This window comes from Streptomyces canarius, from assembly GCF_014650735.1.
Classification (GTDB): domain Bacteria; phylum Actinomycetota; class Actinomycetes; order Streptomycetales; family Streptomycetaceae; genus Streptomyces; species Streptomyces olivaceoviridis.
The window spans coordinates 1-25,463 of the sequence record NZ_BMVN01000006.1 but is presented as its reverse complement, the minus strand read 5'-3'; the positions used below and the strand labels follow the sequence as shown (position 1 = coordinate 25,463).

The 25,463-nt window shown below is 72.7% G+C and carries 25 protein-coding genes, 1 tRNA gene and 1 pseudogene; 12 read left to right on the top strand and 15 right to left on the bottom strand.

The features are described 5' to 3' along the window. Nucleotides 1-129 precede the first annotated feature (129 nt). Nucleotides 130-1,524: a M1 family metallopeptidase gene (locus IE294_RS10870; protein ID WP_189884767.1), complete on the top strand. Its 1,395-nt coding sequence runs from the start codon at nt 130-132 to the stop codon at nt 1,522-1,524. A 308-nt stretch (nt 1,525-1,832) separates the two neighbouring features. Here IE294_RS10870 and IE294_RS10865 read toward each other — a convergent pair whose 3' ends face one another. Continuing rightward, nucleotides 1,833-2,513 (bottom strand): pentapeptide repeat-containing protein, encoded by a 681-nt coding sequence (locus IE294_RS10865; protein ID WP_189884765.1) that lies wholly within the window; start codon nt 2,511-2,513, stop codon nt 1,833-1,835. Between the two features lie 124 nt (nt 2,514-2,637). On the opposite strand from IE294_RS10865, the gene IE294_RS10860 reads away from it, so the two are divergent. Further along, entirely contained in the window at nt 2,638-3,810 is a 1,173-nt protein-coding gene (locus IE294_RS10860) for an FAD-dependent oxidoreductase (protein ID WP_189884763.1), read from the top strand. Nucleotides 3,811-3,857: 47 nt separating this feature from the next. Then, nucleotides 3,858-4,829 (top strand): zinc-binding dehydrogenase, encoded by a 972-nt coding sequence (locus tag IE294_RS10855; RefSeq protein ID WP_189884761.1) that lies wholly within the window; start codon nt 3,858-3,860, stop codon nt 4,827-4,829. A gap of 283 nt (nt 4,830-5,112) precedes the next feature. Here IE294_RS10855 and IE294_RS10850 read toward each other — a convergent pair whose 3' ends face one another. Genes IE294_RS10850 through IE294_RS10840 form a run of 3 tightly spaced genes read right to left on the bottom strand, consistent with a single transcriptional unit; the run spans nt 5,113 to nt 7,695 of the window. Further along, on the bottom strand, nt 5,113-5,592 hold the full coding sequence (locus IE294_RS10850) for a GNAT family N-acetyltransferase (protein WP_189884759.1): 480 nt from the start codon (nt 5,590-5,592) through the stop codon (nt 5,113-5,115). Nucleotides 5,593-5,624: 32 nt separating this feature from the next. Further along, nucleotides 5,625-7,031: an NAD(P)/FAD-dependent oxidoreductase gene (locus IE294_RS10845; RefSeq protein ID WP_189884757.1), complete on the bottom strand. Its 1,407-nt coding sequence runs from the start codon at nt 7,029-7,031 to the stop codon at nt 5,625-5,627. Between the two features lie 10 nt (nt 7,032-7,041). Further along, entirely contained in the window at nt 7,042-7,695 is a 654-nt protein-coding gene (locus IE294_RS10840) for a rhomboid-like protein (protein WP_189884755.1), read from the bottom strand. Between IE294_RS10840 and IE294_RS10835 the strand changes: the two are divergent. Next, a pseudogene (locus IE294_RS10835) lies at nt 7,694-8,604 on the top strand (aminoglycoside phosphotransferase family protein). The gene IE294_RS10840 and the pseudogene IE294_RS10835 overlap by 2 nt on opposite strands. 250 nt (nt 8,605-8,854) lie before the next feature. Here IE294_RS10835 and IE294_RS10830 read toward each other — a convergent pair. Next, nucleotides 8,855-8,928 (bottom strand) — tRNA-Thr (locus IE294_RS10830). Between the two features lie 207 nt (nt 8,929-9,135). On the opposite strand from IE294_RS10830, the gene IE294_RS10825 reads away from it, so the two are divergent. The 3 genes from IE294_RS10825 (at nt 9,136) to IE294_RS10815 (ending at nt 11,772) form a co-directional block, all read left to right on the top strand. Further along, nucleotides 9,136-10,272, top strand: a complete 1,137-nt coding sequence (locus IE294_RS10825; protein ID WP_189884753.1) for an ABC transporter ATP-binding protein — start codon at nt 9,136-9,138, stop codon at nt 10,270-10,272. A 205-nt stretch (nt 10,273-10,477) separates the two neighbouring features. Beyond that, nucleotides 10,478-10,939, top strand: coding sequence for a hypothetical protein (locus IE294_RS10820; protein ID WP_189884750.1), 462 nt, complete (start codon nt 10,478-10,480; stop codon nt 10,937-10,939). Between the two features lie 101 nt (nt 10,940-11,040). After that, entirely contained in the window at nt 11,041-11,772 is a 732-nt protein-coding gene (locus IE294_RS10815; protein WP_189884748.1) for a nucleotidyltransferase family protein, read from the top strand. A gap of 98 nt (nt 11,773-11,870) precedes the next feature. On the opposite strand, the gene IE294_RS10810 is transcribed toward IE294_RS10815, so the two are convergent. The 7 genes from IE294_RS10810 to IE294_RS10780 all read right to left on the bottom strand — a co-directional run bounded on the left by IE294_RS10810 (nt 11,871) and on the right by IE294_RS10780 (nt 18,957). Continuing rightward, on the bottom strand, nt 11,871-13,565 hold the full coding sequence (locus IE294_RS10810; protein ID WP_189884746.1) for a DoxX family protein: 1,695 nt from the start codon (nt 13,563-13,565) through the stop codon (nt 11,871-11,873). Nucleotides 13,566-13,715: 150 nt separating this feature from the next. Beyond that, nucleotides 13,716-14,657: a 23S rRNA (guanosine(2251)-2'-O)-methyltransferase RlmB gene (rlmB, locus tag IE294_RS10805; protein ID WP_189884744.1), complete on the bottom strand. Its 942-nt coding sequence runs from the start codon at nt 14,655-14,657 to the stop codon at nt 13,716-13,718. A gap of 88 nt (nt 14,658-14,745) precedes the next feature. Beyond that, a complete protein-coding gene (gene cysS, locus IE294_RS10800; RefSeq protein WP_189884742.1) occupies nt 14,746-16,149 on the bottom strand; it encodes a cysteine--tRNA ligase in 1,404 nt (467 codons plus the stop codon). Between the two features lie 285 nt (nt 16,150-16,434). Then, nucleotides 16,435-16,839 carry a PPOX class F420-dependent oxidoreductase gene (locus IE294_RS10795; protein WP_189884740.1) on the bottom strand — a complete coding sequence of 135 codons (405 nt, stop codon included), beginning with the start codon at nt 16,837-16,839 and terminating at the stop codon, nt 16,435-16,437. Between the two features lie 57 nt (nt 16,840-16,896). Beyond that, nucleotides 16,897-17,394 carry a 2-C-methyl-D-erythritol 2,4-cyclodiphosphate synthase gene (gene ispF / locus IE294_RS10790; RefSeq protein WP_058080988.1) on the bottom strand — a complete coding sequence of 166 codons (498 nt, stop codon included), beginning with the start codon at nt 17,392-17,394 and terminating at the stop codon, nt 16,897-16,899. Next, nucleotides 17,384-18,136, bottom strand: a complete 753-nt coding sequence (ispD, locus tag IE294_RS10785; protein ID WP_189884738.1) for a 2-C-methyl-D-erythritol 4-phosphate cytidylyltransferase — start codon at nt 18,134-18,136, stop codon at nt 17,384-17,386. Before ispD ends, ispF begins: the two co-directional genes overlap by 11 nt. 338 nt (nt 18,137-18,474) lie before the next feature. Next, nucleotides 18,475-18,957: a CarD family transcriptional regulator gene (locus tag IE294_RS10780; RefSeq protein WP_003953493.1), complete on the bottom strand. Its 483-nt coding sequence runs from the start codon at nt 18,955-18,957 to the stop codon at nt 18,475-18,477. A 626-nt stretch (nt 18,958-19,583) separates the two neighbouring features. On the opposite strand from IE294_RS10780, the gene IE294_RS10775 reads away from it, so the two are divergent. Next, complete coding sequence (locus IE294_RS10775) at nt 19,584-20,267, top strand: copper chaperone PCu(A)C domain-containing protein (protein WP_189884735.1); 684 nt, start codon at nt 19,584-19,586, stop codon at nt 20,265-20,267. Nucleotides 20,268-20,368: 101 nt separating this feature from the next. Here IE294_RS10775 and phoP read toward each other — a convergent pair whose 3' ends face one another. Next, complete coding sequence (phoP, locus tag IE294_RS10770; protein WP_014673455.1) at nt 20,369-21,049, bottom strand: two-component system response regulator PhoP; 681 nt, start codon at nt 21,047-21,049, stop codon at nt 20,369-20,371. Further along, nucleotides 21,046-22,347, bottom strand: a complete 1,302-nt coding sequence (gene phoR / locus IE294_RS10765; protein ID WP_189884733.1) for a two-component system sensor histidine kinase PhoR — start codon at nt 22,345-22,347, stop codon at nt 21,046-21,048. Before phoR ends, phoP begins: the two co-directional genes overlap by 4 nt. A 180-nt stretch (nt 22,348-22,527) precedes the next feature. On the opposite strand from phoR, the gene phoU reads away from it, so the two are divergent. From phoU to IE294_RS10750, 3 genes are all read left to right on the top strand, one after another. Next, entirely contained in the window at nt 22,528-23,217 is a 690-nt protein-coding gene (gene phoU, locus IE294_RS10760; protein WP_189884731.1) for a phosphate signaling complex protein PhoU, read from the top strand. Nucleotides 23,218-23,331: 114 nt separating this feature from the next. After that, nucleotides 23,332-23,487, top strand: a complete 156-nt coding sequence (locus IE294_RS10755) for a hypothetical protein (RefSeq protein ID WP_014673458.1) — start codon at nt 23,332-23,334, stop codon at nt 23,485-23,487. A gap of 130 nt (nt 23,488-23,617) precedes the next feature. Beyond that, on the top strand, nt 23,618-23,866 hold the full coding sequence (locus IE294_RS10750; RefSeq protein WP_189884729.1) for an SCO4226 family nickel-binding protein: 249 nt from the start codon (nt 23,618-23,620) through the stop codon (nt 23,864-23,866). Between the two features lie 86 nt (nt 23,867-23,952). On the opposite strand, the gene IE294_RS10745 is transcribed toward IE294_RS10750, so the two are convergent. Beyond that, on the bottom strand, nt 23,953-24,813 hold the full coding sequence (locus tag IE294_RS10745) for a GAF and ANTAR domain-containing protein (RefSeq protein ID WP_229917125.1): 861 nt from the start codon (nt 24,811-24,813) through the stop codon (nt 23,953-23,955). 178 nt (nt 24,814-24,991) lie between these two features. Here IE294_RS10745 and IE294_RS10740 point away from each other — a divergent pair, with 178 nt between their 5' ends. Continuing rightward, nucleotides 24,992-25,375 carry a hypothetical protein gene (locus tag IE294_RS10740; RefSeq protein WP_189884727.1) on the top strand — a complete coding sequence of 128 codons (384 nt, stop codon included), beginning with the start codon at nt 24,992-24,994 and terminating at the stop codon, nt 25,373-25,375. The last annotated feature ends 88 nt before the right edge of the window (nt 25,376-25,463 follow it).

The window sequence follows — 25,463 nt, the reverse complement described above, 5'->3', positions numbered from 1 at the left end:
CCTCGCCTCCAGACCAGCGGGCCCTGCCGGCCCCGGCCCCGCTTCCGGGCAACGGCCCTGCCGAGCCGCCCTCGCCTTCGACGCGGCGGACCCTGTCCGTGACGGTCCCGCGTGCCTAAGATCGCTGGCATGTCCGGATCCGCGCGCCTTGTCCCGGCCCTCTGCGCGCTCCTCGGCCTCGCCCTCACCGGCACCGCGTGCGACGGTGGCGTGCGGGGTGTCCCGGGCGGCTCCGGGGTGCGCGACCCGTACTTCCCGAAGGCCGGCAACGGCGGCTACGACGTCGGCCACTACGCCCTCACCCTGGACTACACCCCGGCCACCCGCCGGCTCACCGGCACGGCCGTCATCACCGCCCGCGCCACCCGGGACCTGCCCGCCTTCGACCTCGACCTCGCCGGGCTGCGCGTCGACTCGGTCACCGTCGAGGGCGAGGACGCCCGCTGGAACCGCGCCGGACAGGAACTCACCGTCCGCCCGCACGACGACCTCACCCGGGGCGAGACGTTCCGCACCACCGTCCGCTACTCGGGCACCCCGCGCACCCTCACCGACCCCGACGGCTCCGAGGAGGGCTGGCTGCCCACCGCCGACGGCGCCCTCGCCCTCGGCGAACCCGTCGGTTCCATGGCCTGGTTCCCCGGCAACCACCACCCCTGCGACAAGGCGGCGTACGACATCACGGTCACCGTCCCGAAGGGCCTCCAGGCGATCTCCAACGGCGAGCTGACGGAACAGAGCACGAAGGGCGGCCGTACCGCGTACCACTGGCACACCGACCGGCCCATGGCGAGCTATGTCGCCACCGTCGCCATCGGCCACTACGACATCACCCGCGGCACCGGCCCGCACGGTCTGCCCGTCCTCACCGCCGTCGATCCCACCCAGGCCAAGGCGAGCGCCAAGGTGCTCGCGAAGCTCCCGGAGATCCTGGACTGGGAGGAGTACAACTTCGGGCCCTACCCCTTCTCCTCGGCCGGCGCGATCGTCGACCGCCCGCACGACGCCGGCTACGCCCTGGAGACCCAGAACCGGCCCGTCTTCCCCGCCGACCAGCTCAGCACCTCGATCCTCGTGCACGAACTCGCCCACCAGTGGTACGGCGACTCGGTCACCCCCCGGTCCTGGCGGGACATGTGGCTGGGCGAGGGATTCGCGACGTACGCGGAGTGGCTGTACCAGGAGGACCACGGCGGGCCCACCGCCCAGCAGACGTTCACCCGCCTGTACGAGGGCGACCGCGAGGACATCTGGGCCTTCCCGCCGGCGAAGCAGTCGGATGCCGCGCACATCTCCGGCAGCCCGGTCTACGAGCGCGGCGCGATGGTCCTGCACAAGATCCGCCAGAAGGCCGGCGACGACACCTTCTACGCCATCCTCCAGGGCTGGGCCGCCGCCCGCCGCCACGCCACCGCGAGCACCGCCGACTTCACCGCGTACGTCGAGAAGAAGGTCCCGGACCAGGACTTCGGCGGGATCTGGAAGGACTGGCTGTACGGCGACGGCAAGCCGGGCCACCCGTGAGGAGGGGCACAGAGGGGCCACAGGGGATGCACAGATACGCGGCGGGCGAGGAGAGAGTGACACCGGAACCCGTCTGTTTGACAGAGCGCCGTCAAGAATTTACGTGGTCGTATCCGGATACCATGCTGCGGAATCCGTTATACGGACATGGGATCCAGCCTCAACCTCCTTCTGTTCCAGCGCACTTGAGGCGTGGAACGTCACACCCGGCTCCACCGGCGCGGGGCGAGGATGCCGTCGGCGGCGTGCGCGGCGGCGAGCTGGACGAGTTGGACAAGCTGGACGAGCCCAGGAATCGATGACGCCGGTCACATGACCCGGATGCCCATCGACGCCGCCAGCACCGGGGCCAGGTCCAGCAGTTGGCCCGTGCTGATCACCGCGCCGGAGAGCCGGTCCAGGCCCCGGGTGATCTCCAGCGGAGCGGCCCCGCGCAGATCGACGTCCGTCAGGGTCGCCCCGCCGAAGTCGGCCCCCTTCAGGGCGCAGTCGGTGAACTCCACCCGCTCCAGGCGCGCGCCCGCGAAGTCCGGCTCGACCAGGACGCAGGACTCGAAGACGACGTCCTTGAGGCGGGCCTCGCGCAGGTTCAGGTAGTCGATCTTGCCGCCCCGGATCACGACTCTCTCCAGCACGGCGCCGTGCAGCTGCGTACCGCCCAGACGCGCGTCGACCAGCTCGACGTCTCTGAGCGTGGCCTCGGCCAACCGCGTCCCGACCCCGCGCAGTCCGGTCAGCACCGAGTCCAGCACCCGGGCCCGGCCCAGCGCCGTCTCGTCCAGCGCGCAGCCCGTCAGCGCGCAGTCCATGAACCGGGCACCCGCGCCGTCCTGCCCGGTCAGGTCGCAGTCCCGGAACTCCAGCCCGTCGTAGTCGCCGTCCGGCTCCAACTCCGCCTCGGCCCACGGCTCCAGGGGCGGCAGCCGCACCTCCGGCCGCCGCGCGCCCTTCACCCCTGCCGCACCCGCACCCGCCGCTCGCCTCACCATGTCCCCCATGCTGCACCCCGCCACTGACAATCCGCCCCGAGCTGGGCGGACACGCGGGATGTCACACGAAGCGGGGCGCCGGCCGTCGTACTCCCGAGCAGGCGCACCGACCCCAGGGAGAACCATGCACAAGCCCGCGCACCACATCACCGTCATCGGCGGCGGCTTCGCCGGACTCACCGCCGCGATCACGGCCGCCGAGGCCGGCGCCCAGGTCACCGTGTACGAGGCCCACGGCACCCTGGGCGGGCGGGCCCGGACGGCACAGGGGCCGTACCGGACCAACGAGGGCCCGCACGCGCTCTACGCCGGCGGCCCGCACTGGGCCTGGCTCAGGCAGCGGGACCTGATCGGCCCGCTCGCCGCGCTGCCGCCCCTGGAGGCCGCCCGGCTGCGGCTGCGCCACCACGGAGTGCTGCGCCGCACCCCGCCCTTCGCCATGCTCAAGCTGCTGCGGCGCCGGGTCGGCCCGGCCCCCGTCGACGCCGACTTCCTCGGCTGGGCGACCGGGATCGCCGGGGAGGAGGGCGCCCGCGCGGCGGCGCACTACGCGGCGGTGGCGCTGTTCCACCACGACCCGGGCGGCCTGTCCGCCGCCTTCGTCCACGAGCGGCTGCGCCGGGCCGCCAAGCTGCCGCCGGAGGCGCACTATCCGCGCGGCGGCTGGGGCGGGGTCGTCGGCCGGATGGCCGCGCGGGCCTGGAACATGGGCGTGCGGATCGAGACCGGGGCCCGGGTGGACGAGCTGCCGGAGGACACCCCGGTGGTCGTCGCCACCGGCCTGCCCGCCGCCCGGCGGCTGCTCCGCGACGACGCGCTGGAGTGGCCGAGCGGCCGTACCGTCCTCCTCGACCTCGCCGTGCGCACCCGGCGCGGGGACGCCTTCGCCGTCTCCGACCTGGACGCGCCCGGCTGGATCGAGCGCTTCACCGCACAGGACCCGTCCCTCGCGCCGGCCGGGGAGCAGCTGATCCAGGGGCAGTTCCCGATCGGGCCCGGCCAGGCCCGGACCGACGGCGTGGCCCGCGCCGAGCGCCTGCTCGACCTGGGGTTTCGGGGGTGGCGTGAGCGGGTGACCTGGCGGCGGGAGGCCGTGGCGGACGGCCGTACGGGGGCCGTGGACCTGCCGGGCCGCAGCTGGCGGGACCGGCCCGCCGTGGACCGCGGCGACGGGGTCTACCTCGTCGGCGACCAGGTGGCGGCCCCGGGCGTGCTCGCGGAGGTGTCCTTCAACAGCGCGGTGACGGCGGTGTCCCTGATCCTCGGCCGGCCCGCCCTTGACCTCAAGCGCGCTTGAGGTCCGAGGGTGGGGATCACACCGCGCCTCGTCTCCCTGGGGGTCCCATGCACGCCGTCCGCCTGTACGCCTTCGGTCCGGCCGAGAACCTGACCTACGAGGAGCTCCCGGACCCCGTCCCGGGCCCCGGCCAGGTGCGGATCGCGGTCGCCGCGGCCGGCGTGCACCTGCTCGACGCGGCCCTGCGGGAGGGCCACCAGGGCCCGCTGCCCGAACCGCCCCGCCTGCCGACCGTGCCCGGCCGGGAGGTCGCGGGGGTCGTGGACGCGCTCGGCGACGGCGTGGACGGCCTGTGGCTCGGCCGGCGGGTGGTGGCCCACCTGGGCTTCGCGCCCGGCGGGTACGCCGAACTCGCCGTCACCGAGGTCGAGCGCCTGCACGACATCCCGGAGAACCTGGACTTCGCCGCCGCCGTCGCCATGATCGGCACGGGCCGTACGGCGCTGGGCATCGCGCAGTTCGCCGAGCCGGGACCGGACGACGTGGTGGTCGTACCGGCCGCGGCCGGCGGCATCGGCACCCTGCTCGTGCAGCACGCCGAGAACGCCGGGGCGACCGTGATCGGGCTCGCGGGCGGCCCGGAGAAGACCGCCCGCGTCCGGGCCGCCGGCGCCGACCTCGCCGTCGACTACACCGCACCGGACTGGCCCGCCAAGGTCCGCGCCCACCTGGGCGGCCGGCCCGCCTCCCTCGTCTACGACGGCGTGGGAGGCCAGGCCGCCCGGGAGGCCGTCGCCCTGCTCGGCCCCGGCGGCCGGCACCTGGTGTTCGGCTGGTCGGCGGAGGGCATCGGGCAGGGCCAGGGGTACCACGTCGAGGGCGTCTCGGAGTCCGTGCTCGGCCCGGCGATGCTGGAGCGCGCCGGCGGCCTGCGCGCGCTGGAACTGCGCGCGCTCGAAGAGGCCGCCCGGGGCCGGCTGCGCCCGGCCGTCACCCGCTTCCCCCTCGCGGAGGCAGCCGCCGCGCACCGGGCACTGGAGGGACGGGACACGATCGGCAAGGTCGTGCTGGAACCCTGACGGACGGCGACCGGGGCGGCGGGGCACTGCGGAGTGCGACGTGGCGCGGCGGTACGGCGCACGGCGCGGTTCGTCGTCCCGGGCGGGCGCCCGCTCGCCGCCCGCACCGCGGAGCCGCACACCGGTCCAGCCCCGCGCCTTCGGACACGCTGCGGCTCGCCGGCCCAAGGGGCGCGGGAACTGCGCGACCGGCCACGGACGGCCCGGAGCCGCCGGACCACCGCCGCCACGACCCCCACCACCGCGGCCCCGGCCACCTGGGGCGCCACCGCCGTGACCGGTGTCAGCCGGCCGAGCCCAGCGCGGTCAGGGACTCGTCCGTGAGCCGGTACACCGTCCACTCGTCCTGCGGCCGGGCGCCCAGCGCCTCGTAGAAACCGATCGCCGGCCGGTTCCAGTTCAGTACGGACCACTCCAGCCGCTCGTACCCGCGCTCCCCGCAGATCCGTGCCAGCTCGGCCAGCAGCGCCCGCCCGTGGCCGCCGCCGCGCGCCTCCGGGCGGACGTACAGGTCCTCCAGATAGATGCCGTGCACCCCGCGCCAGGTGGAGAAGTTGAGGAACCACAGCGCGAACCCGACCGGCTCCCCGCTCGCCTCGTCCACCGCCATGTGCGCGAACGCGGCCGGCCGTTCCCCGAACAGCGCCTCCCGCAACTGCGCCTCGCTCGCCCGGGCCTCCTCGGGCGCCTTCTCGTACTCGGCCAGCTCACGGACCATGCTGTGGATGACGGGGACGTCGTCGGGGGTCGCGGTACGAATCATGCCGCGAGGGTAACCGGCCCGCGGACCGGGCCTCAGTGCCGTCCCGCCACCCGGTCGGCCACCTTCGCCAGGCGCGAGGACTCCGTGCCCGGGTGGAGGCGTTCGCGCTGGTCGGCGGCGCGGTAGGTGGCGTACATGCCCTGGACGCCCAGCCAGCGCAAGGGTTCCGGCTCCCACTTGCGGACCTTGTGGTCCACCCAGGGCAGGTCCGTCAGCTCGGTCGGCCCGCCCTGCCCGGAGTCCCGCTGCACCAGGTCGCGCAGGGTGCGGGCGGCCAGGTTGGTGGTGGCGACGCCGGAGCCGACGTAGCCGCCCGCCCAGCCGAGGCCGGTGGAGCGGTCGAGCGTCACCGTGGCACACCAGTCGCGCGGCACCCCGAGCACGCCCGACCAGGCGTGCTCGATCCGCACCCCGGCCAGGGACGGGAAGAAGCGGGTCAGGATCTCCCGCAGCGCCTCGACCGTCGCCGCCTGCGTCCGGCCGTCGTTGTCGGTGCGCGAACCGAAGCGGTACGGCACCCCGCGCCCGCCGAGCGCGATCCGGCCGTCCGCCGTGCGCTGGGCGTACATGTAGGCGTGCGCCATGTCGCCGAGGGTCTCCCGGCCCGACCAGCCGATCGCCGCCCACTGCTCCTCGGACAGCGGCTCGGTCGCGATCATCGAGGAGTTCATCGGCAGCCAGGTCCGCCGCTGCCCCTTGAGGGAGGCGGTGAAGCCCTCGGTGCAGCGCAGGACGTAGGGCGCGCGGACGGTGCCATAGGGGGTGACCGCGTGCTTGGGGCGGATCTCCGTCACCGGCGTCGACTCGTGGATGGTCACGCCGAGCGCCTCCACGGCCGCCGCGAGCCCCTTGACCAGCTTCACGGGGTGCAGCCGGGCCCCGTGCGGGGTCCAGGTGGAGCCGACCGCGTCCGCGATCCGGATCCGCTCGGCGGTCTCCCGGGCACCGTACAGCTCCCGGTCCTTCTCGCCGTACGACAGCTCGTGCTGGTGGAACGCCCTCAGCCGGGCCAGCTGCGCCGGAGTGGTGGCCACCTCCAGGACGCCGCCCCGGTGCACATCGGCGTCGATGCCCTCCGCCTCGGCGACCGCGATCACCTCGGCCACGGTGTCGTTCATCGCCCGCTGGAGCCGTACGGCGGCCTCGTGGCCGTGCAGCTTCGCGTACCGGTCCCGGCCCGCGATCCCGTTGTACAGCCAGCCGCCGTTGCGGCCGGAGGCGCCGTACCCGCAGAACTTCTGCTCCAGGACGGTGATGCGCAGGAAGGGGGCGGCCTTCTTCAGGTAGTACGCGGTCCACAGACCCGTGTAGCCGCCGCCCACGATCACGACGTCGGCGGACGCGTCCCCGGACAGCGGCTCCCGCACCGCCGGAAGGCCGTCGTCCGCGTACCAGAAGGAGATGCCACCGTTCACGACACTGCTCGCCGAGCTGCTCATGGCCGGGACGTTAACCCCTGAGCCCGGCCAGTGTCTCCTTCGGATTCCATGGTTTTCCGCGGCCCCTGGCCAGCGGATAGCAGGCCAGGCCGATCAGTACGGCGACGAGGTGACCGAAGTCGGTGAAGGTCGGCCCGGCGGCCAGCGGCAGCCCGAACACGGCCAGCACCGCCAGCAGGTACGCGTACCGCCAGGGCGCCGCGATCCGGTAGACCAGCACCGCCATCATCCCGGCCAGCGCGTAACTCACCCCGATGTCCAGGGTGTTCACCGCCGAGTGCGGGGCCATGTCCCGGCGGATCGCCTCCAGCAGCACCCCCTCGCTGATCAGCGAGGCCAGCACGTGCGCCAGCGCGCACACCGCCAGCCAGCGGACCGTGCCCAGCCAGCGCTCGGCCGGCGCGTGGAACACCGTGTACAGCAGGGCGTACGGCACCCAGTACCCGTTCTCGATCCACATCGCGCTGGCCACCAGCACCCGCACCGGATTGCGGGACAGCTCATGGATGTTCGTCGACCGCCGCCGCAGGAAGTGCTCCTCGAACTCCGGCGACATGTGGTGCAGCGCGACGGTCGTCACGAACAGGATGCCCAGCCACACGTACGTGCCGGGAGCACCGCGGACATACGCCCACACCCCGCTCAGGCCCCGGAGAATTCGCATGAGCCGATTCACGCACGCCGGTATCGTCCGCTTCGTGATCGACATCCCCGGCGAGTTGGCGCAGGCGCAGGAGACGTACAACGGCGCGGCGGGGCGGGCGTTCATCGCCGCGCTGCCGGACCTCGCGGCCGACTTCCTGCGCCGCTGGCGGCTCACGCTCGACGGGCCGTCGATGAACGGCGTCAGCGCCCTGGTCCTGCCGGTCGTCCGCGCCGACGGCCTCCGCGCGGTCCTCAAGCTCCAGTTGACGGACGAGGAGAGCGTGGGCGAACCGGCCGCCCTGCGCGTGTGGGACGGCGACGGGGCGGTACGGCTCCTGGACCACGACCCGGCCACCGGCACCATGCTCCTGGAGCGCCTGGACGAGTCCCGGATGCTCGCGGGCCTCGGCGACACCCGCGAGGCCGTCCTGGTCATCGCCCGGCTGCTGGCCCACCTCACGTCCTTCCCGGCCCCGCCCGGCCTGCGCCAGCTGGGCGACATCGCCGAGGCCATGCTGGAACGGACCCCGTGGGCGCTGGAGCGCGTCCCGGATCCCGCGGCCCGCCGGATCGTCGCCGACTGCGCCGCCGCCGTGCGCGAGGTCGTCCACGAGCCCGGCGACCGGCTGCTCCACTGGGACCTGCACGACGAGAACGTCCTCGCCGCCGACCGCGCCGACTGGCTCGCCATCGACCCCAAGCCGCTGGCCGGCGACCCCGGCTTCGAGCTGTGGCCCGCCCTGCACAACCGCTTCGACGCGGCCGAGGTCCGCTGGCGCTTCGACGCGATGACCGACGTCCTCGGCCTGGACCGCGCCCGGGCCCGCGCCTTACCTTCGGCCGCCTGCTCCAGAACGCCCTGTGGGACGTGAAGGACGGCCGCCCGGTCGAGGACCGCCAGCTGGAGATCGCCCGCCTGCTGGCGTGAGAGCCGCCTGGACCGACGGTGTCGCGGACGGGTCGGCTTCGACCAGGTCGGCCGGAAGCGCTCGGTGAGCTCCCCAAGCACCGCGAGCCTCGCCGGCGAAGCGGCCGGCCACGAACATGCGAGCGGCCTGGTACGAAGCCGTGGCGACCGTCGGCGGGTCGCCCTTCAGGCACCAGTCGGCGAAGTCCCGCGCCTGCCGCGCTCCGGCCGCCCCCCTAGGAGTAACCCCAGGTCAGCGCTTGTTTTCGAGAGCCCCCTGTCGGATTCGAACCGACGACCTTCGCTTTACAAGAGCGGCGCTCTGACCAGCTGAGCTAAGGAGGCGTGCACCTGGGTGCCCGTGCAGTGTACCCAGGTCTCGGGGCCGTCCCGTCGAGAATTTCCGCGAAGTTCACATGGGCCGGGCTACTGACAGATCGAATGAACGCCAGGTACTGTCCTGACCCAGTTCACTCGCGTGGACTACACCAACCACCTTCCTACAACGGATCGTCCGGCACGTTCCTGCCGGTAGAAGGGGGCCCATTCACCATGGCCACAGTCACGTTCGACAAGGCGACCCGCATCTACCCGGGTTCCACCAAGCCCGCCGTCGACGCACTCGACATCGCGATCGAGGACGGCGAGTTCCTCGTCCTGGTCGGCCCGTCCGGTTGCGGAAAGTCCACCTCCCTGCGGATGCTCGCGGGTCTGGAGGACGTCAACGGCGGCGCCATCCGCATCGGCGACCGCGACGTCACGCACCTGCCGCCCAAGGACCGGGACATCGCCATGGTGTTCCAGAACTACGCCCTCTACCCGCACATGACGGTCGCCGACAACATGGGCTTCGCGCTCAAGATCGCCGGTGTGAACAAGGCGGAGATCCGGCAGAAGGTCGAGGAGGCCGCCAAGATCCTCGACCTCACCGAGTACCTGGACCGCAAGCCGAAGGCGCTCTCCGGCGGTCAGCGCCAGCGTGTCGCCATGGGCCGCGCGATCGTCCGCGAGCCGCAGGTCTTCCTCATGGACGAGCCGCTGTCCAACCTGGACGCCAAGCTCCGCGTCTCCACCCGTACGCAGATCGCGTCCCTCCAGCGCCGCCTCGGCATCACCACCGTCTACGTCACCCACGACCAGGTCGAGGCCATGACGATGGGCGACCGCGTGGCCGTGCTCAAGGACGGCATCCTCCAGCAGGTCGACTCGCCGCGGAACATGTACGACAAGCCCGCGAACCTCTTCGTCGCCGGCTTCATCGGCTCCCCCGCGATGAACCTGATCGAGGTCCCGATCACCGACGGCGGCGTGAAGTTCGGCAACAGCGTCGTCCCGGTCAACCGGGACGCCCTGAAGGCCGCCGCCGACAAGGGCGACCGCACGGTGACCGTGGGCGTGCGCCCCGAGCACTTCGACGTGGTCGAGCACAACGGCTCCGTCGCCGCCTCCCTGTCCAAGGACGCCTCCGACGCCCCGGCCGGCCTCGCCGTCTCCGTGAATGTCGTCGAGGAGCTGGGTGCCGACGGCTACGTCTACGGCACCGCCGAGGTCGGCGGCGAGGTCAAGGACCTGGTCGTCCGTGTCAACGGCCGTCAGGTGCCCGAGAAGGGCTCCACGCTGCACGTCGTGCCGCGGCCGGGCGAGACCCACGTGTTCTCCACCTCCACCGGCGAGCGGCTGACCGACTGACGGCCGACGGCATCGGAAGGGCCCCGCGCGCTCGGCGTGCGGGGCCCTTCCCGTCGTCTCGTCGCCGGGTCCCGCCACGCCGCCCCGTCGTGGATCTTGCCGTGGGGCGCTCCGTCAACCCGTTACCCGGAAATCAGCGCCTTCTCATCCCCCATAAGAGTGACTCATTGTCTCCGCATCATCACGGGGCGCTACCCTCACACGCGTGAAGCACTCCACCACCCCACAGACACGACGCGGCCACCGGGGCGGCCCTGCCCGCCGGATCGGCCGCACTCTCGCCCTCGTCCTGCCCGTCGTCCTGGTGCTCTCCGGGACCCTCGCGGTCACCCGGGTCAACTGGACGGGGAGCCCCTCCAGCTCGGTGCTGGCCGCCTCCGACGTGTCGTCGGTGGAGGTCTCCGCCAAGAAGGTCACCCGCGCCCCGCAGGACGTGCTCCGCGACCAGCTGATGACCGAGTTGCAGCACAAGAACCCGGGGGCGGTCCTCACCCACCTCCAGCAGGCCGTCAACGGCCGCCCCTCGCTGGCCCGGCACTGCTCCTCCATCGCCCGCGCCCTCGGCAGGGCCGCGGTGCACCTCTACGGCGCCTCGCGCGCCCAGTCGTACGCCCGCCCGGTGTGCGACACGGCCTTCGCCTCGGGCGTCCTGGCCGCGCACAGCTGAGCCCCGGCGACAGCGGGCTGCCGGTGTGAACCGGGTAACGGCTCCTCAAGGAGCGGGTTGCCCCCGGCGCACCGCGGTGGGGTGCCACGTACAGTGCGGTCATGACCCATCCGAACGCCGCGTCGCGCCCCACACAAGCCGTGGTCCTGGCCGGTGGCCAGGGCTCCCGGCTGCGTCCGTACACCGACGACCGGCCCAAGCCGATGGTCGAGATCCCCGGTACGGGCACTCCGATCATCGGCCACCAGCTGACCTGGCTGGCCGAGGAAGGTGTAACGGACGTCGTGGTCTCCTGCGGCCACCTCGCCGACGTCCTGGAGAAGTGGCTGGACTCGGCCGACCTTCCCGTCTCCGTCACCACCGTCGTGGAGAGCGAGCCCCTCGGCCGCGGCGGCGGCCTGCGGTACGCGGCGGCCCGGCTGCCCCATCCCGACCGGTCCTGGTACGCCACGAACGGTGACATCTGGACGCGGTTCTCCCTGCGGGACATGGCCGACTTCCACGCCGAGCGGGACGCCGTGGCCACGCTGGCGCTCGCCCGGCCGCGGCTCCCGTGGGGAGCCGTGAAGACCGACGGGTTCGGGCACATCACCGACTTCATCGAGGCACCGCCGTCGACGTTCGAGATCAACGCGGGTGTCTACGTGTTCTCGCCGGAGTTCGCCTCCCTGCTGCCCGAGCGGGGGGACCACGAGCGGACCACGTTCCCCCGGCTGGCCCGGGAGAAGAAGCTGGCCGGGTTCCCCATTCCGCAGGGCGCGTACTGGCGGGCCATCGACACGGCGAAGGACCTGACGGAGGCGGCCAAGGAACTGGCGGCGCTCGGTCGCTGACAGGTCCCCGGGCCCCTGGGCGGGTCCACCGGCCCCCGGGTCCCCGAGATCGAAGAGGGCCCCGTACCGCTCCCGGTACGGGGCCCTGCGCTGTTCCGTCAGCCCAGCAGGCCGCCCACCAGGCCCGGCTGTCCCGTGGACGTACTGCTGCCGCCGCCTGTGGACGTGCCGCCGCCCGTCGTCGAGCCACCGGTGCTCGCGCCGCCGCCGCCCGTGCTCGTCGGGCCCGCCGTCGTGCTGGGCGCGCCACCCGTCGTCGGGGACGTCTGGCGGGGCGGGACCTGGCCCGTGGTGCCCTGGGTCTGGGTCGGGGCCGTGGTGGTACCGCCGGAGGTGGCCCGGCTCGCGCCCGGGGTCGTCGCCGCCCCCGAGGGGCTCGCGTCGGCCGTGGCGCCGCCGGTCGGGGAGCTGGACGCCGCCGGGGTCCTCTTGTGCCGCGTGCCGGGCTCCTGCGGGAGCGGGGAGCCGGGGAGCTGGTTGCGGGGCGCCTCGCCGGGGCCGGGGACGACCACGCGGCTGGAGTCGCGGACCGCACCGCCCAGCAGGGAGCCGATGAACAGGGTCAGACCGACCGTGACGGCCGTGATCAGCGCGCCGCGGCGCAGGACGTAGCGGCGCAGCTCCCAGATGTCGGCGCGGGGGCCGAGGCGGCGCCAGGCGCCGCCCGCGAGCCGGCCGTCCACGGAGTAGACGGGGGCGCCCGCGATGATCAGCGGGGACCAGGCGGCGAGGTAGATGATGTCCGGGGCGTCGTAGACCGGGACGGTCTTCCAGCTGACGGTGACGATCAGGGCGGCGGAGAGCATCGCGCCGACGACCGCGGCGACGCGCTGCCAGCAGCCCAGGATCGTCAGGACGCCGACGACGACCTGGAGGAAGGCGATGACCAGGCCGGAGCCGACCGGGTGGTGCAGGGCGAACTGGCGCAGCGGCTCGGCGACGTCCCAGGGGTGCAGCGTGTTGAGCCAGGTGACCATGGAGCCGCGCTTGCCGCCGTCGAAGTAGACGGGGTCGCACAGCTTGCCCATGCCGGCGTAGATGGAGATGAAGCCGAGGAAGATGCGCAGCGGGAGGAGGACGACGCCGAGGTTGAGCCGGCGGCCGGGGTAGTAGGCGTGCCGGGCCGGGTCGTCGCCCTGGCGCCTGGCGCGGCGCGGGGCGTCGGCGTCCGCGGCGAGGTCGGTGCCGGGGTCGGTGTCGGCCGGGTAGGTGTCGTACGGCTCGTGGTCGTCGGGGTAGGGAGGGTAGGCGGGGTCGTCGTAGGCGCCGGTGGCCGTGCGCATGTGCGGCAGGAGGCGGGTGCCGTCGGCGCCGGGGGCGGTGCGCTGGTGGCCGACGACGGGGGTCTCGACGGTCAGGTCGCGTTCGTCGTAGGTGTCGGCGTAGCCCGTCTGGACGCGCGGGATGACCTGGGTGGCGCCGGCCTCGGGCTCGTCGGCGTGGCGGACGCTGCTGCCCCGCACGGCCTGGAGGAGCCGGTGGGCGCCGGTGTCGTCGGGGGCGGACTTGCCGCTCCACACGACGGGGCGGCGGCGGCCGGTGGAGCCGGCCCGGCCCGCCGTGCCCACGACGGGCATCCGGGCGGTGTCCTGGGCGGCGCTCAGATGCCGGGCGATCCGCGGGGATTGGGTGCGCCTGGCCGCCGCGCCCAGCTGCACGCGGAAGCTGGCGTGATTGACGATGACCTGCGCCGGATCGCTCGGCACCTTCACCATGCTCAGCGCGGGAGCGTCGTCGAAGCCCGACGAACGGTCCCCCGTGGGTGTGCGGGGTGTTCTGGTGTCCACACTCATCTAACCGAGTGACGTGGCGTTAGGACACTGCTTTGACCGCCCGGATGTGTCCGGACCCCGTCAAAGCGGCCCCGAGCGCCATATGGCCGCCCGAATTACCCCGCGAGGGTGAACTTCCGGACGGGCGTTCAGGCCCGCCCGGACGGTTGTTCAGCTCCGCCTGCGGGCGGCCTCGTACAGCACGATCCCGGCGGCCACACCCGCGTTGAGCGACTCGGCACCGCCCGGCATCGGGATGCGGACGCGGAAGTCGCAGGTCTCGCCGACCAGGCGGGACAGGCCCTTGCCCTCGCTGCCGACCACGATGGCGACCGGGCCCCCCAGGGCCTCGAGGTCACCGAGTTCGACCTCGCCGTCCGCCGCCAGGCCGACCACCGTGAGGCCGGCCTTCTTGTAGGCCTCCAGGGTCCGGGTGAGGTTGGTGGCGCGGGCGACCGGCGTACGGGCGGCCGTACCGGCGGAGGTCTTCCAGGCGCCGGCGGTCATGCCGGCCGAGCGGCGCTCGGGCACGACCACGCCGTGGCCGCCGAAGGCGGAGACGGAACGGACGACGGCGCCGAGGTTGCGCGGGTCGGTGACCCCGTCCAGGGCCACGACCAGCGGGTCCTCGCCCTCGTCGGCCGCGGCGTCGAGCAGGTCCTCCGGATGCGCGTACTCGTACGGCGGGACCTGGAGGACCAGGCCCTGGTGGTTGAGGCCGTTCGTCATGCGGTCCAGCTCGGGACGCGGGGCCTCCATGAGGTTGATGCCACCGCGCTCGGCGACGAGCTGGAGGGCCTCGCGGACGCGCTCGTCGTTGTCGATGAACTGCTGGACGTAGAGGGTGGAAGCCGGGACGCCCTCGCGGAGCGCCTCGACGACCGGGTTGCGGCCCACCACCAGCTCGGAGGTGGACCTGCCGCCACCCCGGCGCTGCTGCGAGCGGCCCTGCACGCGGCGGGCCTTGGCCGCCGCGGCGCGCTGCTTGGCGTGCCCCTTGCGCATCTCGGCGGGCGGGGTCGGACCCTTGCCCTCCAGGCCCCGGCGCCGCTGGCCGCCACTGCCGACCTGCGCGCCCTTCTTGCCGGACATGCGACGGTTGTTCGCGGCCATGACCTACCTGTCTTCGTGAGCTTTCGTACGTACGTCTTATGCAGTGTGCCGCCCGGAGGGCCGGGCGGCACAATCGATCAAGCGGGCGCTAGCGCGGGCCGAGGCTCCAGCGCGGGCCCTGCGGGCTGTCCTCGATGGCCAGCCCGGCCTGGCCGAGCTGGTCGCGGATGGCGTCGGCGGTGGCCCAGTCCTTGCGGGCGCGGGCGGACTCGCGCTGGTCCAGGACGAGGCGTACGAGGCTGTCGACCACGCCGTTCAGGTCCTCGCCCCGGTCGCCGCCCTCGCCTACCCAGTGCGGGTCGAGCGGGTCGAGGCCGAGGACGCCGAGCATGGCCCGCACCTCGGCGAGCCGGGCGACGGCGGCCTCCTTGTCGTCGGCGGCCAGCGCGCTGTTGCCCTGCCGGACGGTGGTGTGCACGACGGCGAGGGCCTGCGGGACGCCCAGGTCGTCGTCCATCGCCTCGGCGAAGGCGGGCGGGACCTCGGCGGCCGGCTCGACCGTCTTGCCGGCCAGCTCGGTGACCCGCTGCACGAAGCCCTCGATCCGCCCGAACGCGGACTCGGCCTCGCGCAGGGACTCCTCGCTGTACTCGATCATCGAGCGGTAGTGCGGGGTGCCCAGGTAGTAGCGCAGCACGACGGGCCGCCACCGCTTGACCATCTCGCCGACCAGGACGCTGTTGCCGAGCGACTTGGACATCTTGTCGCCGGCCATGGTCACCCAGGCGTTGTGCACCCAGTACCGGGCGAAGTCGTCGCCGTAGGCCTTGGCCTGGGCGATCTCGTTCTCGTGGTGCGGGAAGATCAGGTCGAGGCCGCCGCCGTGGATGTCGAAGGCGCTGCCCAGGTACTTGTGCGCCATGGCGGAGCACTCCAGGTGCCAGCCGGGGCGGCCCGGTCCCCAGGGGGTCGGCCAGGTCGGCTCGCCCGGCTTCGCCGCCTTCCACATGGCGAAGTCACGCGGGTCCCGCTTGCCGGTCTCGCCCTCGCCGGACGGCTGGAGCAGGTTGTCCAGCTCCTGCCGGGACAGCTCCAGGTAGTGCGGGAAGGACCGTACGTCGAAGTAGACGTTGCCGTCGGCCTCGTAGGCGTGCCCGCGCTCGATGAGGCCCCGCATCATCTCGACCATCTCGGTGATGTGGCCGGTGGCGCGGGGCTCGTAGGTCGGCGGGAGGCAGCCGAGGGCGGCGTAGCCCTCGTTGAACGCGCGCTCGTTCTCGTACCCGATCGACCACCAGGGCCGGTTCTGCTCGCGGCTCTTGGTGATGATCTTGTCGTCGATGTCGGTGACGTTGCGGATGAACGTCACCTCGTAGCCGCGGTACGCGAACCAGCGGCGCATGATGTCGAAGTTGAGGCCCGAGCGGATGTGGCCGATGTGCGGTGCCGCCTGCACGGTGGCGCCACAGAGGTAGATCGAGACGCAGCCCGGCTTGAGCGGGGTGAAGTCACGGATCTGCCGGGCGCTGGTGTCGTACAGGCGAATAGTCACCACTCCAGAGTAGTGGGCCCCGGGCAGTGCCATGCGCCTTCCCACCAGGAAGCCGCCTCGCCGCGGGGCCGGGCCCCGCCACCGTCCACGGCAGGCCCAGCCCTCACCTCTACAACCGCCCGACCACCTTCCGCGGCCGGATCCGCACCACCACCCGCTCGGCGTCCTGGCCCGACGCCGGGTTACCGCACCCGACAGCGGGCTCCGCCCGCGGGCGGCGCAGTCCCCACCGCACAACCGCCTTCCACGGCCGGCACAACCCTCACCGACCGCCCCCGGCCGCCGTCACAACCGCCCGACCACCTTCCGCGGCCGGATCCGCACCACCACCCGCTCGGCGTCCTGGCCCGACGCCGGGTTGAAGTCGGCGTAGTCCTTGCCGGTGTACTTGCGGCTGAGTTCGTCGATGAGTTCCCGGCCGCCCTCGGTCGTGGTCTCGGCGGTGCCGCGGATCTCGGCGTACTCGTAGGGCTCGTCGGGGTTGAGGACGACGACCGTCACCCGGGGCTCGCGCTCCAGGTTGTGGTACTTGCGGCGGTCGACCGTCGTGGAGACCAGGAGGTCGTCGCCGTCGCGCTTCACCCAGACCGGGGACATCTGCGGGCTGCCGTCGGGCTGGACGGTGCCGAAGACGACGAACACCTTGCCGTCGAGCACGGACTTCAGGCGGTCGGACAGTACGGCGGACATGGGCACCCCTCCGGAGTACACGATCACTGGTGGTCGTGTGGGTACCCTGCCACGCCGTCAGCTCACGCGCACCACGAGTGCCGTGGCCACCGCCATCAGCCCCTCCTCGCGGCCCGGGAAGCCCAGCCCGTCCGTCGTGGCGCCGGAGACCGACACGGGCGCGCCGGCCGCCTCGGAGAGGATCTTCTGCGCCTCGTCGCGCCGCTTGCCGATCTTCGGGCGGGGCCCGATCACCTGGACGGCGACGTTGCCGACGGTGAAGCCCGCCGCGCGCACGATCCGGGCGGCCTCGGTGAGCAGGGTGACCCCGGACGCGCCGGACCACTCGGGGCGGCCGGTGCCGAAGTGCTGCCCCAGGTCACCGAGCCCGGCGGCGGAGAAGAGGGCGTTGCAGGCCGCGTGGGCGACGACGTCGGCGTCGGAGTGGCCGGCCAGGCCGGGCCCCTCGCCCTCCCACTTCAGGCCCGCGCACCACAGCTCGCGGCCCTCCTCGAAGGCGTGGATGTCGGTGCCGATGCCGACCTGGGGAAGCACGAAGCCGGCCTCAGAAGCCATCGGTCAGCCTCCTGCGGGCCAGGACCGCCTCGGCGAGGATCAGGTCGAGGGGGCGGGTGACCTTGAACGCCTCCTCGTGGCCGGGGACGGCCACGACGGGCAGCCCCAGCTGCTCCACCATGCTCGCGTCGTCGGTGACGTTCTCGGTGACGCTCTCGTGGGCGCGGACCAGGGTCGACCGGTCGAAGCCCTGCGGGGTCTGGACGGCCCGCAGCCGGGCCCGGTCAGGGGTGGCGACGACCGGTTCCGGGTCGTCGGCCACGGCCGCGGGCTCGACCTCCTTGACCGTGTCGGCCAGCGGCAGCGCGGGCACCACGGCGGGGGCGCCGTCGCGTACGGCCTCGATGACCGCGTCCACCGTGTCGACCGGGACCAGCGGCCGGGCCGCGTCGTGGACGAGGACGATCCGGTAGTGCGGCGGCAGGGCGTCCAGGCCGATCCGGACCGACTCCTGGCGCGACTGGCCGCCGGGGACGACCTGGAAGTCCGTCCTCTCCGGCAGCGCGTGCGCGTCGAGCAGGGACTTGACCTCGGCGGCGCCGTCCGGCGGGGCCACGACGACCACCAGCGAGACATGGCGGGACGCGGCGAGGGCGCGGACCGCGTGGATGAGCATGGGTGTGCCGTTCAGCGCGCGGAGCGCCTTGGGGGCGCCCGGACCGAGCCGTACGCCCCGGCCGGCGGCCGGAATCACGGCGGCGACGGGGGTCTGCGCGGGCGTGGGGCGCGATTCGTCAGACATCGGTTCCTGTCAGGTTTGTGTGCTCGACCTAGGTGGGTATGGCCTGGAGGAGTGCGGGCGCGACGCCTTGACCGGACCCTTTCCGTGACCCTGGTCGAGCCATCCGCCCGGGCGGCACATCGAGTACCGGCACTGCGGGTACCGGGGGATCGAGTATCGACCGGGAATCGATTATCGGGGGATCGCGTGTCGGGGGCTGGTCCACAGGCTTGCCGAGGAGCACCCGCTGCGGGGACGCAACATGCCGCAGCGCCCGGCGACAGGATCAGTGTCATCGGGCACCGCGGCATTTCAGTGTGCTGAGCGTGCCGGAAGCGAAGGTTCGCCGCCGTTGCGCGTCAGGAGGCGAGCACCTCGTCGAGCAGGGCCTCGGCCTTGTCCTCGTTCGTGTTCTCCGCGAGAGCCAGCTCGCTCACCAGGATCTGGCGGGCCTTGGCGAGCATGCGCTTCTCACCGGCGGACAGTCCACGCTCGCGCTCGCGACGCCACAGGTCACGCACGACTTCCGCGACCTTGATGACATCGCCGGAGGCGAGCTTCTCCAGGTTTGCCTTGTAGCGACGGGACCAGTTCGTGGGCTCCTCGGCGTACGGCGCGCGCAGCACCTCGAAGACCCGGTCCAGCCCGTCCTGACCGACCACATCACGCACGCCGACGAACTCCGCATTGTCCGCTGGCACACGCACCGTCAGGTCACCCTGGGCGACCTTCAGCACCAAGTAGGTCTTGTCCACGCCTTTGATCTGGCGAGTTTCGATGGCCTCGATCAGCGCGGCCCCGTGATGGGGATAGACCACGGTGTCGCCAACCTTGAACGTCATGTGACAGGTACCCCTTCCGTGGCTATCCAGGGTAACACGGATACGGCGTCTTCTGAATGGCGTTTTCGCAGGTCAGGGCATATCTCAGGGCTTGACAACAGCAACCGGAACGTGCTGCGGGGAGCCTCCGGAACCGGGTATTCGCAGGTCGGAGGGGCTCTCCGGGCGAGGTGAAACGCGTACGTCACACGCCCCGGGAGGTCGTTCCAAGTGGCGGAACATCCTGATTTGTCCGGCCTCAAGCGTGCGACTTCCGCTACTCCGTTCGGTGGCCATGGCCGGATGCGAGACGAATCCGGAATTGATCAACGGCTGCCGGAGGGGTGCTCCGTGATCAATATTGGGACAGCTCGCACATTCCTTCACGGACATTTTGCGGGCGTCGTTGTGAGGGGCCGAGAGGGGGTCGCCGTCGCGTTATGTGAATGACAGACCAGTGGCTCCGCAATGTCACCGCGGAGCCGCGTGGGCCGCGCGGAGTACCCCCAGCCGGAGGGAAGCCCGGGGCCAGGGGGAGGGTCGGGTGCGACGCCGCCGGAACGGCTCGGTAGCCTGAAGCCGCTGACAGACACTTAGGGCGGCTTTACAAGGGGAGCCGCCCGCGCGTTCAAGGAGTTGCCGCCGCCGTGAGCAGCAGCCTTCGACGCGGCGCCCTCGCCGCCTCCGCCATCGTCTTCTCGATCGCCTCGCTCGCCGCCTGCGGCGCCGGAAACAACGCCCAGACCCTGGAGGTCAAGCCGGACAACGCGGCGACCAGTGTGGGCGACATCAAGGTCCAGAACGCTCTGGTCATCACCCAGCCCGACCTCCAGTCGACGGGCCCCGCGGTGATCTCCGCGACCCTGTTCAACTCCGGGCGCACCGACCAGACCCTCCAGTCGATCACCCTGGACGGCAGCGGGACGTCCGCCGAGCTGAAGCCCGCCAAGGGCCAGAGCCTGACCGTTCCCGCGCACGGCTCGCTGATCCTCGGCGGCAAGGACAACGCGTCCGCGACGCTGCCCAGCGGCCGTGAGGCCGTCCAGGACGGCAACGCCCAGAAGATCACCTTCACCTTCAGCAAGACCGGCAAGGTGAGCCTGCGCGCCTTCGTCGTCCCGGCCACCAGCTACTTCGACGAGTGGGGCCCGAGCCAGGTCCCGTCCGCCCCGGCCGGCGCCGGCGGCGCCACGGCCACCCCGTCCGGCAGCGCGAGCGCGTCCGGCAGCGGCAAGCCGGCAAGCGGCCACGGGACGAGCCCGTCGGCCCCCGCGTCCGGTGCGGCCGTCACCCCGCACGACTCGGCGTCGGCGTCGGCCGCCGGCCACTGACCAGCCGTATGCCGAAGGGCGGTACCCGTGCGGGTGCCGCCCTTCGGCATACGTACGAGCGCTCGCCCATCCACGAGCGCTTACGGATTACGGTTTACGGTTTACGGCTCGAACTTGTAGCCCAGACCCCGCACCGTCACCAGGTACCGCGGCGCGCCCGGGTCCGGTTCGATCTTGGCGCGCAGACGCTTGACGTGGACGTCGAGGGTCTTGGTGTCGCCCACGTAGTCGGCGCCCCAGACGCGGTCGATGAGCTGCATGCGGGTGAGCACGCGGCCCGCGTTGCGCAGCAGCATCTCCAGGAGGTCGAACTCCTTGAGCGGGAGGTCGACCTTGGAGCCGCCGACCGTGACCACGTGCCGGTCGACGTCCATGCGGACCGGCCCCGCCTCCAGCGCGGCCGGGGTGACCTCCTCCGGCTCGCCGCGCCGGCGCAGCACCGCGCGGATGCGGGCGACCAGCTCGCGGGAGGAGAACGGCTTGGTGACGTAGTCGTCGGCTCCTATTTCGAGCCCGACGACCTTGTCGATCTCGCTGTCCTTGGCGGTCACCATGATCACGGGGACGTTGGAACGGCCGCGCAGCTGGCGGCAGACCTCGGTGCCGGGCAGGCCCGGCAGCATCAGGTCGAGGAGGACCAGGTCGGCGCCGTTGCGCTCGAACTCGTCCAGGCCGTCAGGGCCGGTCGCCGCGACGGCGACCTCGAAGCCCTCCTTGCGGAGCATGTACGACAGGGCGTCGGAGAAGGACTCCTCGTCCTCGACGACGAGCACACGGGTCACGGAAGGACCTCCGGGGCGGGAAGCGATGCGTACGGGGGTGGATCGGTGGGGCCGGCCTCGTCGTCGAGGTCGGGGTGCTGCTGTGCGCGGTCGCGGGCCGCGCCCGCCTCCGGCAGCCTGAGGGTGAAGGTGGAGCCCTGGCCTTCGGCGCTCCAGACCGTGACCTCCCCGCCGTGCGAGGCGACCACGTGCTTGACGATGGCGAGACCCAGACCGGTGCCGCCGGTGGCCCGGGAGCGGGCCGGGTCGACCCGGTAGAAGCGCTCGAAGATGCGCTCCTTGTCCTTGTCCGAGATGCCGATGCCCTGGTCGGTCACCGCCAGCTCGATCATGTCGCCGCCGGGCGCGTTGACCCGGCGTGCGGCTATGCCGACGCGGGTGCGGGCCGGGGAGTAGTTGACCGCGTTCTCGACCAGGTTGCCCAGGGCGGCGGCCAGCTGGCCCCGGTTCCCCCACACGTGCAGGTCCCCGGTGCCACCCGCCCGTCGCCCGCCACCGCCCTGATCGGGCCCTTCGGGCGCCCATACGTTCGAGGCCATCGTGATCTGCTTCGTGCCCGCCTGGTGGCGGCAGCGGTCCATGGCCTCGGCGACCAGCTCGTCCACGCGGACGGGCTCGGCGTCCTCCAGCGGGTCGTCGTTCTGCACCCGGGAGAGGTCGATCAGCTCCTGCACCAGGTTGGTCAGGCGGGTCGCCTCGATCTGCATCCGGCCGGCGAAGCGCTGCACGGCCTCGGGGTCGTCGGAGGCGTCCATCACGGCCTCGGAGAGCAGGGACAGCGCGCCGACGGGCGTCTTCAGCTCATGGCTGACGTTCGCCACGAAGTCACGGCGCACCGCCTCGATCCGGCGGGCCTCCGTCAGGTCCTCGACCAGCAGCAGGACCAGGCGGGAGCCGAGCGGGGCCACGCGCGCGGAGACGGCGAGGGCCTCGCCGCGGCCGGTGCCGCGCCGGGGCAGGTCCAGCTCGACCTGTCTTATCTCGCCGTCCCGTCTGGTGTCCCGGGCCATCTGGAGCATGGGCTCGACGGAGAGCTTGCCGCCGCGGACCAGCCCGAGGGCGTAGGCGGCGGAGCTGGCCTTGACCACGGCATCGGCCTCGTCGAGGACGACGGCGGAGGAGCGGAGCACGGACAGTACGGTGTCCACGCCGGGCGGGAGTACGGGATCAGTGTGCAAGGAAGTCCTGGTCGGTCGCTTCTGGTCGCGTTCGCTCCAGCGGAACGCCAGCATGGCGATGACACCGGTGAGCACCCCGGCGATCGCTGCCGCTGCGGCGACCGCCGCGTTCACGTCCATGCCTCCAGGTTAGGCACGGGGTACGACATGACCACAGCCGTCACCGTGCGACCTCGGACACTCGTCGCCCAGAGTTCACCTTGCAGCCAGTATTGGTTCATTTGGGGTGGCGGAAACGGACGGGTGCGGGGCGGAACGTGGGAGCGTGGGGACCAAGCACACCGATGAGAGGGAACCCTGATGCGGGACGCGTACCACGAGGAACTGGACTCGATCGGCGACGGACTGGTGGAGATGGCCCGGCTGGTCGGATCGGCGATCGGGCGCGCCACGACCGCCATCCTCGACTCCGACCTCAAGCTGGCCGAGAGCGTGATCGAGGCCGACAAGAAGGTCGACGAACTCCAGCACGACCTGGAGGCCCGGGCGATAGCCCTGCTGGCCCGGCAGCAGCCGGTGGCGACGGACCTGCGGATCGTCGTCACGTCGCTGCGGATGTCCGCCGACCTGGAGCGCTCCGGCGACCTCGCCCAGCACGTGGCGAAGCTCGCGCGGCTGCGCTTCCCGAACCGGGCCGTGCCGCACGACCTGCACGCCACCATCCTGGAGATGGGCCAGCTCGCGCAGCGCCTGATGGCGAAGGCGGCCGAAGTGCTCGTGACCAAGGACGTCGACCTCGCCCTCCAGCTGGAGCAGGACGACGACGAGATGGACCTGCTGCACCGCACGCTCTTCCAGCACCTGATCGACGAGCGCTGGAAGCACGGCATCGAGACGGCCGTGGACGTCACCCTGCTGGGCCGCTACTACGAGCGGTACGCCGACCACGCCGTGGCCGTCGCCAAGCGCGTGATCTACCTGGTGACCGGTGAGCACGCCGACGAGTTGCAGCCGGACATCCAGCCGGTGACGGGCGCCGAGGGGGCGTAACCCCTCCGGCCGGGGCGGCCCGGGTCCGCGAACGCCTCCGTGCGCCGTTGATGCGCCCGGCGCGACGGGCATGAAATGGGCGAGGGCACCCTGCCCCAGGTCTAGGAGGGACCCATGGCCGAATCCCCCAGCACCACGCCCGACCCGACGCAGGAGCGCGAGACCGGGCAGCCCGCCGAGATCAGGACCCTTCCGCTGTTCGGCGCGTGCGGCTGCGGCTCCGGCTGCGGCTGCGGCTGCCAGTCGGGCAACCCCTGCCAGTGCGGCTGAACGGCACGTCCGGGCCGGTGTGAGCCCTGTTCACACCGGCCCCCGCCGTACCGGATGCCCCTCCCTTCCCCCGGGCGCAGCATGGAAGGTGCGGGTGGGAAGGACAACCGGCAGCAGGAGGTGTCGGGCCATGGCCAAGTTCATCGACGTGCACCGTGGCATGGAGGGCATCACGGCCGACCAGTTGACGGAGGCGCACCGGGCCGACCTCGCCATCGAGGCGGACGAGTTCGTGCACTTCCAGCACGCCTGGGCGGACCCGGAGTCCGGCGTCGTCTACTGCCTCTCCGAAGCGCCCTCGGCGGAAGCCGTCCAGCGCGTCCACGAGCGCGCCGGCCACCGGGCGGACGAGGTGCATCCGGTACCGCTGGAGGCGTGAGGGCCACTGGAGGCGTGAGGGGCACGCCCCGTCCTCGTCGGCGTACGGGCACCCCGCCCCTTCCGCCTCAGCGGACGTCACGCCCGTCACTCTCCGAGAGGACCCTGGGGGTCATCGCCGTACGGACGGGCCGGGTCACCGCCGTCCGTCTCCGGCCGGAAGCTCAGCCGGCGGGTCAGGACCTCCCGGGCCACCTGGCTGACCGTGCGGCCGTCGGCGTACGCGCGGGCCCGCAGCCGGTCCAGGGCCTGCTCGGGGTCCACGTCCAGCTGCACCATCACCATGCCGACCGCCTGGTAGACCTCGGTGTGGCCGGCCTCGGAGGCCGCCACCCAGGACGCCACCTCGCCCTCGGTGTCCTCGTCGGTGCCCCCGCCGGGGGTGCCGTACCGGGCCGCCTGGAGGTTCATCAGCGCCAGGGTGACCGCGTCCCGCACCCACAACGCGACCCGCAGATCGGGTTCGGCCAGCCCGCCCGCCTGCTCGCTGTACAGGTCGAGGGTGCCGATGGCGGCGCCGCTGACGCCGAGCGGCAGCGAGAACACCGCCCGGACGCCGAGACCCACCGCCTCGTGCGCGAAGATCGGCCAGCGGCGGAGGTCGGGGCCCTGGGTGAGGTCGCAGGCGAGGACGGGGACGCCCCGGTCGAGGGCGGTCTGGCAGGGGCCGTCGCCCACCGTGTACTGCAACTCCGCCAGCCGGGCCGCGACCCGGTCACTGGCGCACCACGTCATGCGGACGCCCTTGCCGCCGGAGATCGACACCGAGGAACCGGTGACCGGCAGCAGCCGCGCGCACGCCGCGCACAGCGCGCCGGGTACCGCCCGGGGCTCGTCGGCACCCCGCGCGGCGGCGGCCAGCGCCTCACCGACCCGCAGCCGCAGCCGCACCTCGGCGTCGGGCGGCCCGCCGCCACCCGCGGACGACCCGGACTTCTCGGCCGGCATGGTCATCACTCCCGCCACGGCACGGTCTGCGCCGGCATGATCCACCGGCATCCGCCTGCCGAGTTCCCAGGAAGGGCGAAGTAAAGGGGGAAGCAACCGCGCGTTTCCGCCGGCGTGAGCCCCGCACGTCGGTCGCCCCGCCTCCCGGGCCCGGTGCCGGTCCTGCGAGTGTGGGTCCGTGCTGCTGGATGCCGAGAAGACCCTGTTCGTCCGTGGGGCCACGCCCGTACTGCTGCCGGCCGGGGCGCCCGTCCACGACGCGCTGCCGGTGCCGGCCGCGCCCGACGGGGCGGTGCCGGTGTGCGAGGGATGGAGCATCGCGCCCCGGCTCACCCTGTGTGTCGTGGACGGACCCGGCGACCACGGCCTCGTCGTGCCCGCCCTCGCCGCCCCGGTGATCGACGCGCGGGGAGCCCCCGGCGACATGGGCGACTGGTGCGCGGACGCCGAGGCGGCGGGCGGAGCGGTCGTACTGTCCCTGGACCGGCTGCCCGAGACCCTCGACTGGTCCGCCCTGCTCTCCTCGGGCACGACCCGCGGCGGCTTCCTGCCGGCCCTGTGAGGGCGGCACGAGCAGTGGCCGGCTAGATGAATGAGTCCGATGTTTGTGCTGATCGCGACCATGGCGAAGGGCGCCCGTTGGTCAGTGT